We start from the raw sequence: 13,432 nt of genomic DNA, 5'->3' as shown, positions 1-13,432 counted from the left end.
GCCGGGACCCAATCATATTTCCGCTATTGCTGCGGCAAGTGGAGAGGCGAGTGGGCCCCGGCTCTAACGGCCGGGGCTAGGAATCGAAGTTTGCAAAGGTCTTCATGGGGAGAGGGCAGGGGTGATGTGGTGATCCCTATCGGCAGGGCAGGGTGTCGCCTCACGGAGAGCCGGCGCTTGGCGCGCCACACCGTGCCGCATTCGGATGGCGGGAACAGCACCGATGGATGAACCTGATCCAAGGTTTGGCAGGGCAGCGGGCTCAGTTCAACTCCGTAACCCGCATCCCCACACCCGTCGCCCCGGCCGATAGAGCCGGGGCGTACTCGCATCGCCGCTTGCCGCAGCGCTCTCGTATAGATGATTGGGTCCCGGCTCGCCGCTGCGCGGCGTCCGGGACGACGATCTTCCGAAATCACGGAACAGCAGTCCTCCGGCGCGGGCTTCCCCCCGCCGCCGCTCAGAACAGATGCTTGCCCTCGCGGCCGGCGGCGTCCTGGATGAATTGCCAGGCGACGCGGCCCGAGCGGCCGCCGCGCGACATCGACCATTGCAAGGCGTCCGCCTCCAGCCGGGCGCGGTCGACGGTCAGGCCGAAATGGTCGGCATAGCCGTGCACCATGGCGAGGTAATCGGCCTGCGAGCAATTGTGGAAGCCGATCCACAGCCCGAAGCGGTCCGATAGCGAGACCTTTTCCTCCACCGTCTCTGACGGGCTGATCGAGGTGGAGCGCTCATTCTCCATCATGTCGCGCGGCATCAGATGGCGCCGGTTCGAGGTGGCGTAGAAGATCACATTCTCCGGCCGCCCTTCGATGCCGCCCTCCAGCACCGCCTTCAGCGACTTGTAGGACGTATCGTCCGCATCGAAGGAGAGGTCGTCGCAGAAGACGATGAAGCGGTGCGGCGAGGCGCGCATATGGGCGAGGCACGCGGGCAGGCTGGCAATATCCTCGCGGTGGATTTCGACCAGCTTCAGCCCGCTCGCGCTGGCGCCGTTGACGGTCCGCTCCCGCACGGCGGCGTGCACCGCCTTGACCAGCGAGCTTTTCCCCATGCCGCGCGCGCCCCAGAGCAGCGCGTTGTTCGCCGGCAAACCCTTGGCGAAGCGCTCGGTATTGGCCAGCAGCGTGTCGCGCATCTGCTCGACCGACTGCAGAAGCGCGATCGGCACTTTATTGACCTTGGCGACCGGCAGGAAGCGCTCGCGGTCGGCCTGCCAGATGAAGGCGTCGGCGGCTTCGAAATCGGGCGTCTCCGGCGCGGGCGGGGCCAGCCTTTCCAGCGCCCCGGCGATGCGTTGCAGAAGCTCGAGGCTGGCCGGATCGGCGGTGGTCGGACGTTCGGCCTGGGGATTGTCGCGGGCGGGCATGGGTTTCTTCCAAAGCTGAGGGCACGTAAAAGCTCGCCAGAACAGGACCAACCTTGGCGGCTTTCGTCAAGTGCGGCAAAGTTTTGCGCCATTCGGCACTGGCGGCGCGGGCCGTGGCACGCTATTGAGAGGGCGACAAAGCCGCCTGATATGGCCGTTGCATCAGCGGGCAGCGCCATTATATTGCCCAAAAACCCGAAATGCTCCGCCGAGCGAATGCCGGACGGATGCGCCCTTTCCGAGGAGGTTGGTTCCGATGTTGATTACCGAAGCCTTAGCGCAGGGAGCCCCCGCCGCTGGTGGCGGCTCGTTCCTGGTTCAGCTTCTGCCCTTCATCATGATCCTCGGCATCATGTATTTCCTGATCATCCGCCCGCAGCAGAAGCGGCTGAAGGATCATCGCGACATGATCGCCACGATCCGCCGCGGCGACACGGTGGTCACGGCGGGCGGCCTCGTCGGCAAGGTTTCCAAGGTCATCGGCGACGGCGAATTGCAGGTCGAGCTGGCCGAGGGCGTGCGCGTCCGCGTCATCCGCAGCACGATCTCGGAAGTGCGCACGCGCGGCGACGTCCGCGATGTCGAAGCGCGCAAGGCGCTGGCCAAGGCCAATGACGACGAGCCCGATGAAGCGGACGAGCCGGCCGACGTGCCCGCCGCCAAGCCGGCCACCCCTGTTCGCCCGGCTGCCGCCGACGCCGCCGACAAGGACGCCTGATCCCGATCACCGCCCAATAGGTTGGCCGCGTAGAGGCTGAGGTTTCATGCTGTATTTCGATCGCTGGAAGGTGTTGCTGATCGCCGTGGTTTCGATCGGCGGCGTTTTGTTTTCGCTCCCGAACCTGTTCACCCCCGCTCAGTTGCAGAATCTGCCGAGCTGGATGCAGCTTCGCATGCCGCTCGGCCTCGATCTGCAGGGCGGCTCGCATCTGCTTTTGCAGATGAATGCGGGCGAGCTCCGGGACGACTGGCTCGAAGCCATCAGCGGCGATGCCCGCAGCGCCCTGCGCGAGGAGCGCATCGGCTATTCCGGCCTCAGCAAGACCCGCGAGGAAGTGCGCGTTATCATCCGCAATCCGGAAGAGATCGACCGGGCGGTGACCAAGCTCGGCACCCTGGCGCGGCCGACCTCGAACGCTCTCCTCGGCGACACCGGCACCGACCTCACCGTCGAGCGCGGCGAAGGCAACCTCATCATCATCCGCCCGACCGAGACCGCGATGAATGCGCGGATCAGCTCGGCCGTCGGCTCCGCCATCGAGACCATCCGCCGCCGCGTCGACGCGCTCGGCACCACCGAGCCGACCATCCAGCGCCAGGGCCGCGACCGCATCCTGCTGCAGGTGCCCGGCTTCAACGATCCGGCCGAGCTGAAGGAACTGGTCGGCCAGACCGCGAAGCTTACCTTCCACCTCGTCGATTCCAGCGTGAGCGCCACCGAGGCGCAATCCGGCAATGTGCCGGCGGGGTCCGCGCTCTATGCCTCGCGCACCGAGGGCGAGCCGACCTATCTTTTGCAGAAGCGCTCCATCGTCAGCGGCGAAGACCTCGTCGACAGCCAGCCGACCTTCGACCAGCGCACCAATGAGCCGGTCGTCTCCTTCCGCTTCAACGCCTCCGGCGCCCAGCGCTTCGGCCGGGTGACGCAGGAAAATGTCGGCAAGCCCTTCGCCATCGTGCTGGACGACAAGGTAATCTCCGCCCCGGTCATCCGCGAGCCCATCCTTGGCGGCTCCGGCCAGATCTCCGGCAATTTCAGCGTCCAGGACGCCAGCAACCTCTCGATCCTGCTGCGCTCCGGCGCGCTGCCCGCCTCGCTCAACATCATCGAGGAGCGCTCGGTCGGCCCGAGCCTTGGCGCTGACTCGATCGAGGCCGGCAAGACGGCTGTGCTGATCGGCTTCGCCGGCGTCTCCGCCTTCATGATCGCCGGCTACGGGCTGTTCGGCCTGTTCGCCATCATCGCGCTCTTCGTCAACATCGTGCTGATCACGGCGGCGATGTCGATCCTGCAATCGACGCTGACGCTGCCCGGCATCGCCGGCATCGTGCTGACCATGGGCATGTCGGTCGACGCCAATGTGCTGATCAATGAGCGCATCCGCGACGAGCTGCGCTCCGGCAAATCGGCGATCTCGGCCATCGAGACGGCCTTCGCGCGCGCCTACAACACGATCACCGACACCAACATGACGGGGCTGCTGGCCGCCTTCATCCTGTTCTGGCTCGGCTCCGGTCCGGTGCGCGGCTTTGCCGTGACCTTCGGCATCGGCATCCTGGCCTCCTTCTTCACCGCCACCACGATCACCCGCTATCTCGTCTCGGAATGGGTGCGCTGGACCCGGCCGACGACCGTTCCGATCTGACAGGGGCCCCGAAAGCGATGAGATTAATTCCCTTCAAGCCGATCCGCTTCGTCCCCGTCGGCACGAAATTCTCCTTCGTGTCGCATTACAGGATGGCCATCGCCGAAACCATCATCCTGTTCGTGGCGACCATCGGCCTGCTCGCCACCATGGGCCTCAATGTCGGCATCGACTTTCGCGGCGGCACGCTGATCGAGGTCCGCTTCACGCAGAGCGCGCCGGATCTGTCGGCACTGCGGACGAAGCTCGGGGCGCTCAATCTGGGCGATCTGCAGATCCAGGAGATCGGCGCCCAGAACGAGGTGATGATCCGGCTCGAGGAACAGACCGGCGGCGAGGCGGCACAGCAGGCCGCCGTCACCAAGGTCCGCGCCGAGCTTGGCGAAGGCGTCGAACTCAGGCGCGTCGAAGTCGTCGGCGCGGCGGTGTCGCAGGAACTGGTGCAATCCTCGGTGATCGCGCTCGCGGTCGCGACCTTCGGCATCTTCCTCTATCTCTGGCTGCGTTTCGAATGGCAGTTCTCCGTCAGCGCCATTCTCTCGCTCCTGCATGACGTCGCCTTCACCCTCTGCATCCTCTCGATCTTCCAGATCGATTTCGACCTGACCATCGTCGCGGCGCTCCTGACGCTGATCGGCTACGCGGTGAATGACGTCGTCGTCACCTTTGACCGCGTGCGCGAGAACTTGCGCAAATACAAGGAGAAGCCGCTCGACGAGTTGATCGACCTGTCGGTGAACGAGACCTTGTCGCGCACGGTGATCACGGCGGGCGCGGTGCTGATCGCGATCCTGGCGCTCTACATTTTCGGCGGCGAGGTCATTCACGGCTTTGCCTTCACCATGCTGGTCGGCATGGCGGTGTCGAGCTACACCTCCTTCTTCATCGCCGCGCCGATGCTCTACGTTCTCGGCGTCAAGCGCGACTGGAGCGGGCTGGAAACCGTGCGCCGTGGCCGTCCGGCCCGCAGCCGCGCCTGAGTTGGTGCGATGAGCGGCCCGCTTCTGATCGATGGCCGCGCACCGCTCGCGGGATACGGGCGGGGCTGGTTCCGCATCGGCACCATCGAGCATCGCGGCTCGCTACTGGTGCTGCCGCAGGGCGTCTATGGCTGGCCGGTCGATGACCCGGCGGCCATTACCGAGGCGAGCTTGCGCGAGGTGCTCGATATGCGCGGCGCGGCGGGGTTCCTGCTGCTCGGCACCGGCGCGGCACAGGTCTTTCCCGACCGCGCGCTGCGCCAGACATTTGCCGCCGCCGGTCTCGGCCTCGAAGCGATGGACACGGGCGCCGCATGCCGCACCTATAATGTGCTGCTCGCCGAGGAGCGCGTCTTCGCGGCGGCCCTGATCGCCATGCCGTAGCGCCATGGGCGAGGGCGGCGCAGCAACAGCGGAGGCCGCCTTGGCACAGCCGGCGGGGACGGAGGCGATGATCCGCGACCTGGTCCGCTCGGGCGACCAGGATCGCTATTGGGCGGCCCTGCTCGCGGCCGACCGGGTGCGCGGCGATCTGCTGGCGCTCTATGCCTTCAACATCGAACTGGCGCGGGTGCCCGAACAGGTGCGCGAGCCGCGCCTCGGCGAAATCCGGCTGCAATGGTGGCGGGACGCGCTGGCTGCGGCGCTCGGCGGAGAGGCGGCGGATCATCCGGTGCTGGCGGCGGTCGCGGAGGCGGCGTGGCGGCATGATTTGCCCGCCGGGGTGCTGGACGGGATGATCGATGCCCGCAGCTTCGATCTCGCCGACGAGCCGATGAAGGATCTGTCCGCGCTGCTGGCCTATCTGGACGCGACCGCCGGTGCGATGTTCCGCCTCGGCGCTCGGATAACGGGCGGCGATGATCGCGCGGCGGACCTGGCGGGGCTCGCCGGGATTGCCTACGGCCTGACCGGCCTGATGCGCGCGCTGCCCTATCACATCGCGCGCGGCAATGTGTTCCTCCCTGGCGACCTCCTCGCCAAGCACGGCCTCCACCCGCAAGCCATCCTGAACGGCGGCGCCAATGACGACCTGCGCGCCGTCCTCCGCGACCTCCGCGAGATCGCGGCGGAGGCTTTGGCGAATTTCCGGCGGCAGGCTGCCGGACGGCCCGGCGCGGCGCTTCCGGTTTTCCTGCCCCTCGCGCTGGTCGAGCCCTATCTGAAGCGCCTCGCTTCCGCCGGCCACGACCCCTTGCTGGAGATCGTCCAACTCAACCCTCTCCAGCGCTACGCCCTGATCTGGCGCGCCCATCTTCGCGGCAGGATCTAAGCCTCCTCGTCGTCCCGGACACCGCGAAGCGGTGAGCCGGGATCCATTGGCTGATCCGCAAACACTGCGGCAAGAGGAGAGGCGAGTTGGCCCCGGCTCTACGGCCGGGGCGACGGAGTGGGGACGCCCGGCGCGACGTCAGACGCCCACGCAGCCCCAGAAAAACGCCACGGTTGCCGCGAGCCCCAGCGCCGTGCGCACCGCATGAAGCCGCCCCCAAAGCACGATCAGTGCCCGCGTCTGCGCATTCGCCTCGGCTGGCTCGGCCGCCATGATCGCATTGTTCGTCGGCAGCATGCCCATCAGCGTCCAGGGCCAGTTCGCGACGATCAGCACCGCGCCCACTACGAAGGCCGCCGCATCCGTCTGCCACCACGCGGCGAGGCCGAAGACGAAGCCCAGCAGCGCCAGCGGCGCCTGCATGGCAAAGCCTCGCTTGTAGGACGGTTGCCATTCCGCCAGAAGCGCGCGGTCATCGAGCATCAGCCGCGCGGGCTGTTCGGCAAAGCTGACAGAGCGCGGCTCCGGCGAAGATCGCCGCTGCCACCAGCGCCAGATGGCCGAACAGCATGGTGCCTCAAGCCCTCTTGCGCACCGGCGCGTCGCCGAGCCAGGCGGCCAGATCATCGAGCGCCCGCAGCGACATCGCCTTCTTGCGCGACACGCTCTTGTCGCGCCCCTTCAGCCGCTTGCCGCCCTCGCCCGCGGGCGTGTCGATCGGCGGGAACAGGCCGTAATTGACGTTCATCGGCTGAAAACTGCGCGAACCGGCCTCCTCGCCCGCCAGATGGCCGCCGGTAATATGGGCGACCAGCGCGCCGAGCGCCGTCGTCACCGGGGGCGGGGCCAGCGCCTCGCCGAGCCGTTCGGCCGCCGCGAGCCGTCCCGTCACCAGCCCGATGGCGGCGGACTCCACATAGCCCTCGACACCCGTCACCTGTCCGGCAAAGCGCAGGCGCGGCGCCGATTTCATCCGCATCTGGCCGTCGAGCAATTTCGGGCTGTTGAGAAAAGTGTTGCGGTGAATGCCGCCGAGCCGGGCGAATTCCGCCTTCTCCAGGCCGGGGATCATGCGGAAGATCCGCGATTGCTCGCCATATTTCAGCTTGGTCTGGAAGCCGACCATGTTCCACAGCGTGCCGAGCGCATTGTCCTGGCGAAGCTGCACCACGGCATAGGGCCGCTCCGGATGGTGCGGATTGGTCAGCCCGACCGGCTTCATCGGCCCGAAGCGCAGCGTTTCCGCCCCGCGCTCGGCCATGACTTCGATCGGCAGACAGCCCTCGAAATAAGGCGTCGACTTCTCCCAGTCCTTGAACTCGGTCTTCTCCGCCGCCAGCAGCGCCGCGATGAAGGCCCCATATTGCTCGCGGTCCATCGGGCAGTTGATGTAATCGGCGCCGGTGCCGCCGGGGCCTTCCTTGTCGTAGCGCGACTGCATCCAGCAGATGCTCATATCGACGCTTTCGCGATGCACGATGGGGGCGATGGCGTCGAAGAAGGCTAGCGAATCCTCGCCCGTCAGCGACTGGATGGCCGCGCCGAGGGCAGGGGAGGTCAGCGGTCCGGTGGCGATGATGACGCTGTCCCAATCCTCCGGCGGCATCCCTTCAATCTCGCCGCGCTCGAGCGTGATGAGCGGATGCGCCGCCAGCTTCTCCCCGACTTCGGCGGAAAACCCGTCCCGGTCGACCGCCAGCGCGCCGCCGGCAGGCAGCTTGTGCCGGTCGCCGGCGCTCATGATGAGGGAGCCGCAGCGGCGCATTTCCTCATGCAGCAGGCCGACGGCATTCGCCTCCCAATCGTCCGAGCGGAAGGAATTGGAGCAGACGAGCTCCGCATAGCCTTCGGTCTTGTGGGCCTCGGTCATGCGGGCGGGGCGCATTTCGTGCAGGATGACCGGCACGCCGGCATTGGCGATCTGCCAGGCCGCTTCTGAGCCCGCCAGCCCGCCGCCGATCACGTGAATGTGTTTCATTGTTGCCATGACGCGACAAGCTACGTGAAAAGCCGCGCCGTCTCAATGGCCCGCGTCGCAAAATGCCCACCCGAGTGCTATAGGAAAATGGGTAGGTAATGACAGGGATCCGGGCGGGACGATGCATCAACGCATTCTTTTCGTAATGTTTTCGGCGCTGCTCGCTCTGACCGGCTGCACGTTCGAGCGCGATGGACCGCCCGCCTATCATTATGCCGAGTTCAAATCGCGCGAGCCGAACGGCAATACGGTGTTCGTCTGCCACGCCTATGGCTGCCAGATGCAGACGCCGGTTCGTTTCGGCGCCGAGCAGATCAAGGAAATCAGCGATCTGATGCGCAAGACCAAGAAGGCCGACACCGCCTTCGAGGAGCGCCGCGCGGTTGCCTATGCCATCGGCTGGATGGAGCGCTATACGGGCGAAAAAGTCGGCACCTCGGCCGACCGTCCGGGCATGGATTACGACGGCTCGGGCGATCCTACCCAGCAGGATTGCGTCGACGAGGCGACCAACACCACGAGCTACCTGCTGATTTTGGCCAATAACGGCCTGTTGAAGCACCACACGGTCGGACGGCCGTTCTCGAAGGGCAATATTCTGCTCGGCGTCTCCAACTGGCCGCACTGGACCGCGGTGCTTTGGGAGACCGCCAACAAGCAGAAATGGGCCGTCGATAGCTGGATCTACGTCAATGGCGAGAACCCGGTCGTGATCGAAGCCGAGAAGTGGTACACGAAAGACCTCAACAACATGCCCGCGCCGAGGGCTTGATCGGGCGGCTGGTTCGCCTCTGATCGTCGAGAAAATCGCGCTCCGCGTGATGCAGTCTTGGTTGTCGTCCCCGCGAAAGCGGGGACCCAGTACTTCCCGGAGATTGCCGCTAGGCATTGCCTCTCATCCAGTCGCTGCGGCGTACTGGATTACCGCTTTCGCGGGAATGACAAGAAGGGGCCAGGCGAGGCGATCGGCAGGCCCTCAAACCGCCAGCCGTAAAATCTCGCCCTTGCCGAGCACGGCCATGTCGCCGGCCAGTTTCCGCACCCGGCCCTTCAGCGGCGCCAGATGCGAGGGCGGCAGCGCGTCCTTCAGCTCGGTGGCCAGGATATGCAGCGTGACCAGCTCGACCGCGCCGTTCTCGACGAAGGTCGGCGGCCAGCCCGCCGCCTCGCCGCCGAGCACGATCGTGCCGCGCCGCATCAGCGTGCCCGGCCGCTCGCCGCAATTGCCGAATACGGCGAGCACGCCCGCGATCATGCGCGAGCCGGGACAGTCGCCCGCGTCGCCGCCGATGGCGATGACGCCGCGCCGCATCCGGTCGCCCGCCCGCGCACCCGCCCGGCCGGTTACGACGACCACGCCCCCGCTCATGCCTTGCGCTTCGCCGGAGCGTGGGCCCCCGAGGAAATCGCCCGCATCGCCCTCGACGCGGAGCCGCCCGCCCGTCATGCCGCTCGCCGCAAAGGGGCCGACATCGCCCTCGATGGTCAGGCTGCCGCCGGACATGCGCCGGCCGGCATAAGCGCCCGCGCCGCCTTCGACGACGATGCTGCCCCGCCGCATGCCGAGGCCGATATTGTCCAGCCCATCGGCATATCGGGCTTGGATGCGGATCGCGCCCGGCTCCCCCATGGTCACGCGGAACAGCTCGCCAAGGGCCAGCGGCTGCTTGGTCGTGCTGACCGGCAGCGCCAGAATCTCTTTCTCCGAAAGGCCGTCCAGCCGGTCGGCGGTGAGGCAGGAGAGGTCGAGCCGCTGTTCGGGCTGAAAGCGCAGGGTGAAAATCATGGCGCTCATGCCAGCAGCTCCAGCAGCGGGAAGCGATGCGGCTCCGCGCCCGCCGATGACGGCGCTGCGCCGAGCCGGATCAGCCCGCCCGGAGCGCCGGTCTCGGTCAGCACCGCGACGCCGGCGCGCAAGGCCGCCGCGACTGCCGCGACCGTCAGCCCGTTGACGGCGAGGCGCAGGGCCGATCCGGCGTCCGGGGCGAGGGCACTCGGCGCCAGCGCGGTGAGGGTCGGGCAATAGGCTTCATCGATGGAGATCGCGAGATCGGCGCTGCGCGATCCGGCCTTCAGCGCGGCGCGGGTGACGCCGCCGGGGGCGGGCAGAATGACGTCGGGCATCTCGCGCATGGCGGCCGCCGCCGCGTCGCAGGCTGCGAGCGTTTCGGCGATTGTTCGGCCCATGACCAGCAGCGCCGCCGCGCCGATCGCGGCCACCGCCAGCCCCGCCTTGGCCTCGCAGACGAATTCGCCGTCCATGACCGGCAGGCGCAACAGGCGCCGCCCGCCAATCTCGGTGCGGAGCTCGAACCCGTCGCCGAACTGCCTGAGCCCGGCGCCGAGCAGGATTTTTGGCCCCGCGCGCAGGCCGGCATAGCAGGCGGCGCCGGGGCAGGCGAAGAGGCTCTGCCAGATGCGCTGGGCAAGATGCAGCTCCAGCGCCTCCGCCGTCGCGGCAAAAAACAGGACGCGGACGCCCGGCCGCCCATCCGGCGTTTGCGAGGGCGAAAGCGGCCGGTCGATCCCTGCGTCGCAGCCATCGCCCGTAGGACCGGTCACCGCCAGCGCGGCGGTGCGCGCCCAGTCCGGCGTCGGCCCGGTGACGATCAGCGCGGTCGCAGCGAGCCGTACCGCCTCGATGCTCTCATGCGCGACGCGCAGACCGTTGACCAGGGCGCTGCCATCGCCGCCGCCCGCCTCGGGATCGGGCCTCCCGACCAGCCGTTCCCACAATCCGCCGCGCGGTTTTACGTCCGGCATGGGACATCTCCGAAGCAGCTTTCGGCTCCGGCGAAAGCATCCGGCACGGCGAAGCTGCCCGCCGCGCGCCCGTAAAGCGCCTCATCATGCTGCGCCAGCCAGGAGGCGATCTGCCCCTGCGCCACCGGCCGGGCCCGCAATGTCCGGCCGACGCGCGAGGCTTTTACCTTCCCCGCCTCGACGATCAGCTCGCCGTCCTTGAACACATAATCCGGCGCGGCGAACATCGCCGCCTTGTCCGCCTGCTCGCCATAGACGGCGATATCCGCCACTGCGCCAATGCCGAGCTGGCCGCGATCGGCAAGGCCGAGGATGCGGGCGGGCGCGGCGCGGGTCACGGCGGCGATCTCGTAGAGGCTGAATTCGCGGTCGAGCTTTGGCAGCAGGCACATGGCCATGGCCGGTTTCGGCAGCCGGGCGATGCATTCGGCGCGGGCGTCCGCATCCATCAGCCATTGGATGATCTGGGGCAGGGCGGCCGGGTCGGCGGTCAGCGCCAGACGCCAGGGATCATCGATCAGCAGGCACAGTTCCAGGCCAACCGCCCATTGTATTGCGTGCCGGTAATCGGTCTCGCTGGCGCGGTCGGGGACGGCGCCGCCGCCATTGCCCTCACCGTCCCAGACCACCCATTTGCCCGCGCCCGCCGAGCGTTCGAACTGCCGGGCCGGATCGGCGGACAGCGCGACGCGGGCGCCGAACAGCATCGGGCCGGCATCGACCGAGACATTCTTGTGGTAGGCCAGCGCCTCGGCCAGGAAGGCGCTGGCGGAGGAAAAGCCCTCCGCCCCCTCCGCGCCAAAACCGTGCCGCTGGATTTGCGCCAGATGCAGCGGCAGGCCGGCTGCCGCTTCCATCGCCTCGATGGCGGTGACGAAACTGCCGGGGCGATCCGGATTGTTGCATTCCAGATGCAGGGCAGGCGGCAGCCCGAGCCGTTGCACCGACCCGATCAGCGCCTCGACGATCTGCCGCGCCGAGACACCATAGCCCGGCACGACATCCTCGAAGGCGAAGGCGCGGAGATTGTCCTTGAAGGCGGCGGCTCCCCCCGGATTGACGGCGGCGATGCCGAGCGCCTGGGTCTGGCCGATGGTCCAGCCGAGGAAATCGTCGATGGCGCGCTCGCCGTGCTGCTCGCCGATCAGCCGCAGCAGCGCGTCGTCATTGCCGAGCAGGGCGAGCGCGGCCTTGTCGATGAAGGGGATGTCGCCGAGCTGGAGATGGGTTTCGACGGCGTGCTCGGGGATCAAGGCTGGCTCGATCGCGGTGGTCATGCCGATCGCGGCATAGGCCAGGCCGATGCCGCCCACCGTGCCGGGCGCGGCGTCGCGCATCAGGGCACGGGCGGCATTGGCGTTCGGTCCGGCGAGGCCACCATGCATGGCGACGCCGCCGGCCATGACGATCTTGCCCGCCAGATCGTAGCTGCGCGCGGCGGCCTCGGGATCGGGCGGCGGCGCGGCGATGCGGCCGGCCTCGATGAACAAGTCGCCGATTTCGTCGCGTCCATTGGCCGGGTCGAGGATGCGTCCTCCCTTGAGGCGGATCATCGGGATGAGGTCTCCAGCCTGTCGAGGATGCCGGTCAGGGCGGCGGCGGCGGTCAGCCCTCCGGTCGGCCCGGCCGCCTTCACGGCGACGAGCGATTGCGACGCCTCACTCCAGAATTCGGCATCGGCTTCATTGCCGGGGATGGCGGTTTCGATCAACACCTCCGGCGGCCTGACGAATTGGGCGCCGGGCGGGCAGATCACGATCAGCGGCAGCTTCGTCCGCCAGGGCGGGGCGCTCGCTTCGAAGGAGGAGAGCCAGAGCAGCGCGTCGCATTCGCCGCACTCGATCAGGCGGGTGGCGTCGAAGCGCCAGGGATCGTAATCGGGCGCGCCGGCCATGAAGCCGGTACGCGGCGGAAATCCGGTTAGCCAGCCGGACACATGGGCGAAGGTCTGCGTGCCCGCGTCGCTCGATACGGGCAGCAGCGCGGCGCGCGTGGTCTGGTTCAGCGCCTGGACGAAGGAAAGCAGCGCCTCCATCGCAAGCGCGTCGAGATCGGCGGGGGAGAAGGCAACGACGCCGTAGCGCGCCGTGATCAGGCGGCCGGCAATGTCCTCGAAGATGCCGGGCGCGAGACCGCCAAAGCCCTGGCCCGGCGCCGGATGGCCGCGCATGGCGGCGTTGAGCAGCGCCAGAATGCCGTGGATGGCGGAGAGGTCGCCGCCATAATCCTGGATGCCGAAGCCGGGGAGCGTGTCGGCCGCGCTGCCGGGGCAGAGCCAGAGCGTCGTGCGCTCGGCGCCATCGGGCGCGGCGAGCAGCGGCGTGCCCTTGAGCACCTGGGCGAGCATTGCCGAGCGCGCCACGCCAGGGCCGATCAGCAAGAGGCTGTCGGCCCGCGCGCGGGCTTCGGCCGGGGTGGTGAAGATCAGCCCGCGTTCCGCCATCAGCGCGTCGAGCGCCAGGAGCGCCGGATCGCGGCGGAAATCCACCGCGCCGCCGATCCGCTCCGCCAGCCGGAGGGCGGCGCGGGCACCCGCGACATCGCTGCCGGTGCCCGTCAGCAGAGCCAGGCGGCTTCCGGCCAGGATCCTGGCCGCCTCGGCAAGCGCGCTTTCAGCCGTCGCTTGCGCCTTGCCGAGCCGCACCGCCATCAGTGGCGCCCCCCGACGTCAGACATGGCCCGTTCCCCCCGAAAAACCCG

Annotated in this window: 12 protein-coding genes and 1 pseudogene; 6 read left to right on the top strand and 7 right to left on the bottom strand. The window is 68.0% G+C overall.

From position 1 onward, the window contains the following. Positions 1 to 460 precede the first annotated feature (460 nt). Positions 461 to 1,372: an ATP-binding protein gene (locus tag BLEFHOIH_RS06595; RefSeq protein ID WP_088343718.1), complete on the bottom strand. Its 912-nt coding sequence runs from the start codon at positions 1,370 to 1,372 to the stop codon at positions 461 to 463. 256 nt (positions 1,373 to 1,628) lie between these two features. On the opposite strand from BLEFHOIH_RS06595, the gene yajC reads away from it, so the two are divergent. From yajC to BLEFHOIH_RS06570, 5 genes are read left to right on the top strand one after another with little or no spacing between them, the layout of a single operon-like run. After that, positions 1,629 to 2,090 carry a preprotein translocase subunit YajC gene (gene yajC / locus BLEFHOIH_RS06590; protein ID WP_088343717.1) on the top strand — a complete coding sequence of 154 codons (462 nt, stop codon included), beginning with the start codon at positions 1,629 to 1,631 and terminating at the stop codon, positions 2,088 to 2,090. 46 nt (positions 2,091 to 2,136) lie between these two features. Continuing rightward, positions 2,137 to 3,738 (top strand): protein translocase subunit SecD, encoded by a 1,602-nt coding sequence (secD, locus tag BLEFHOIH_RS06585; RefSeq protein WP_088343716.1) that lies wholly within the window; start codon positions 2,137 to 2,139, stop codon positions 3,736 to 3,738. A gap of 17 nt (positions 3,739 to 3,755) precedes the next feature. Further along, on the top strand, positions 3,756 to 4,718 hold the full coding sequence (gene secF / locus BLEFHOIH_RS06580; protein WP_088343737.1) for a protein translocase subunit SecF: 963 nt from the start codon (positions 3,756 to 3,758) through the stop codon (positions 4,716 to 4,718). A 9-nt stretch (positions 4,719 to 4,727) separates the two neighbouring features. Further along, positions 4,728 to 5,102 carry an Mth938-like domain-containing protein gene (locus BLEFHOIH_RS06575; RefSeq protein ID WP_088343715.1) on the top strand — a complete coding sequence of 125 codons (375 nt, stop codon included), beginning with the start codon at positions 4,728 to 4,730 and terminating at the stop codon, positions 5,100 to 5,102. A gap of 40 nt (positions 5,103 to 5,142) precedes the next feature. Further along, on the top strand, positions 5,143 to 5,991 hold the full coding sequence (locus BLEFHOIH_RS06570; protein ID WP_170937032.1) for a phytoene/squalene synthase family protein: 849 nt from the start codon (positions 5,143 to 5,145) through the stop codon (positions 5,989 to 5,991). Between the two features lie 138 nt (positions 5,992 to 6,129). Here the strand turns inward: BLEFHOIH_RS06570 and BLEFHOIH_RS06565 are convergent. Together BLEFHOIH_RS06565 and trmFO are read right to left on the bottom strand one after the other, a co-directional pair. Next, a pseudogene (locus BLEFHOIH_RS06565) lies at positions 6,130 to 6,559 on the bottom strand (DUF1772 domain-containing protein). A gap of 9 nt (positions 6,560 to 6,568) precedes the next feature. Then, positions 6,569 to 7,978, bottom strand: coding sequence for a methylenetetrahydrofolate--tRNA-(uracil(54)-C(5))-methyltransferase (FADH(2)-oxidizing) TrmFO (gene trmFO, locus BLEFHOIH_RS06560; protein WP_088343713.1), 1,410 nt, complete (start codon positions 7,976 to 7,978; stop codon positions 6,569 to 6,571). 112 nt (positions 7,979 to 8,090) lie between these two features. Between trmFO and BLEFHOIH_RS06555 the strand changes: the two genes are divergently transcribed. Further along, the gene (locus BLEFHOIH_RS06555) at positions 8,091 to 8,741 is read left to right on the top strand and encodes a hypothetical protein (protein ID WP_088343712.1); all 651 of its coding nucleotides are present in this window, start codon (positions 8,091 to 8,093) and stop codon (positions 8,739 to 8,741) included. A 204-nt stretch (positions 8,742 to 8,945) separates the two neighbouring features. Here the strand turns inward: BLEFHOIH_RS06555 and BLEFHOIH_RS06550 are convergent, their stop codons facing one another. The 4 genes from BLEFHOIH_RS06550 to BLEFHOIH_RS06535 are packed head-to-tail and all read right to left on the bottom strand — an operon-like array spanning position 8,946 to position 13,382. Next, on the bottom strand, positions 8,946 to 9,764 hold the full coding sequence (locus tag BLEFHOIH_RS06550; protein WP_088343711.1) for a formylmethanofuran dehydrogenase subunit C: 819 nt from the start codon (positions 9,762 to 9,764) through the stop codon (positions 8,946 to 8,948). Next, a complete protein-coding gene (locus BLEFHOIH_RS06545; RefSeq protein ID WP_088343710.1) occupies positions 9,761 to 10,732 on the bottom strand; it encodes a formylmethanofuran--tetrahydromethanopterin N-formyltransferase in 972 nt (323 codons plus the stop codon). Before BLEFHOIH_RS06545 ends, BLEFHOIH_RS06550 begins: the two co-directional genes overlap by 4 nt. Next, on the bottom strand, positions 10,720 to 12,285 hold the full coding sequence (locus BLEFHOIH_RS06540) for a formylmethanofuran dehydrogenase subunit A (RefSeq protein WP_088343709.1): 1,566 nt from the start codon (positions 12,283 to 12,285) through the stop codon (positions 10,720 to 10,722). The genes BLEFHOIH_RS06545 and BLEFHOIH_RS06540 overlap by 13 nt, the downstream gene beginning before the upstream one ends. After that, positions 12,282 to 13,382 (bottom strand): hypothetical protein, encoded by a 1,101-nt coding sequence (locus BLEFHOIH_RS06535; RefSeq protein ID WP_088343708.1) that lies wholly within the window; start codon positions 13,380 to 13,382, stop codon positions 12,282 to 12,284. The genes BLEFHOIH_RS06540 and BLEFHOIH_RS06535 overlap by 4 nt, the downstream gene beginning before the upstream one ends. Between the last annotated feature and the right edge of the window lie 50 nt (positions 13,383 to 13,432).

Origin of the sequence: Rhodomicrobium sp. R_RK_3, assembly GCF_002198715.1 — a bacterium.
Taxonomy (GTDB): domain Bacteria; phylum Pseudomonadota; class Alphaproteobacteria; order Rhizobiales; family Rhodomicrobiaceae; genus R-RK-3.
The sequence above is the reverse complement of the archived record's forward strand: the minus strand, read 5'-3'. Positions and strand labels throughout refer to the sequence as shown.

Coding starts and splice junctions, on each gene's coding strand:
- BLEFHOIH_RS06595 (WP_088343718.1), bottom strand. CDS start 1,372: ATGCCCGCCCGCGACAATCCCCAGGCCGAACGTCCGACCACCGCCGAT.
- yajC (WP_088343717.1), top strand. CDS start 1,629: ATGTTGATTACCGAAGCCTTAGCGCAGGGAGCCCCCGCCGCTGGTGGC.
- secD (WP_088343716.1), top strand. CDS start 2,137: ATGCTGTATTTCGATCGCTGGAAGGTGTTGCTGATCGCCGTGGTTTCG.
- secF (WP_088343737.1), top strand. CDS start 3,756: ATGAGATTAATTCCCTTCAAGCCGATCCGCTTCGTCCCCGTCGGCACG.
- BLEFHOIH_RS06575 (WP_088343715.1), top strand. CDS start 4,728: ATGAGCGGCCCGCTTCTGATCGATGGCCGCGCACCGCTCGCGGGATAC.
- trmFO (WP_088343713.1), bottom strand. CDS start 7,978: ATGGCAACAATGAAACACATTCACGTGATCGGCGGCGGGCTGGCGGGC.
- BLEFHOIH_RS06555 (WP_088343712.1), top strand. CDS start 8,091: ATGCATCAACGCATTCTTTTCGTAATGTTTTCGGCGCTGCTCGCTCTG.
- BLEFHOIH_RS06550 (WP_088343711.1), bottom strand. CDS start 9,764: ATGAGCGCCATGATTTTCACCCTGCGCTTTCAGCCCGAACAGCGGCTC.
- BLEFHOIH_RS06545 (WP_088343710.1), bottom strand. CDS start 10,732: ATGCCGGACGTAAAACCGCGCGGCGGATTGTGGGAACGGCTGGTCGGG.
- BLEFHOIH_RS06540 (WP_088343709.1), bottom strand. CDS start 12,285: ATGATCCGCCTCAAGGGAGGACGCATCCTCGACCCGGCCAATGGACGC.
- BLEFHOIH_RS06535 (WP_088343708.1), bottom strand. CDS start 13,382: ATGGCGGTGCGGCTCGGCAAGGCGCAAGCGACGGCTGAAAGCGCGCTT.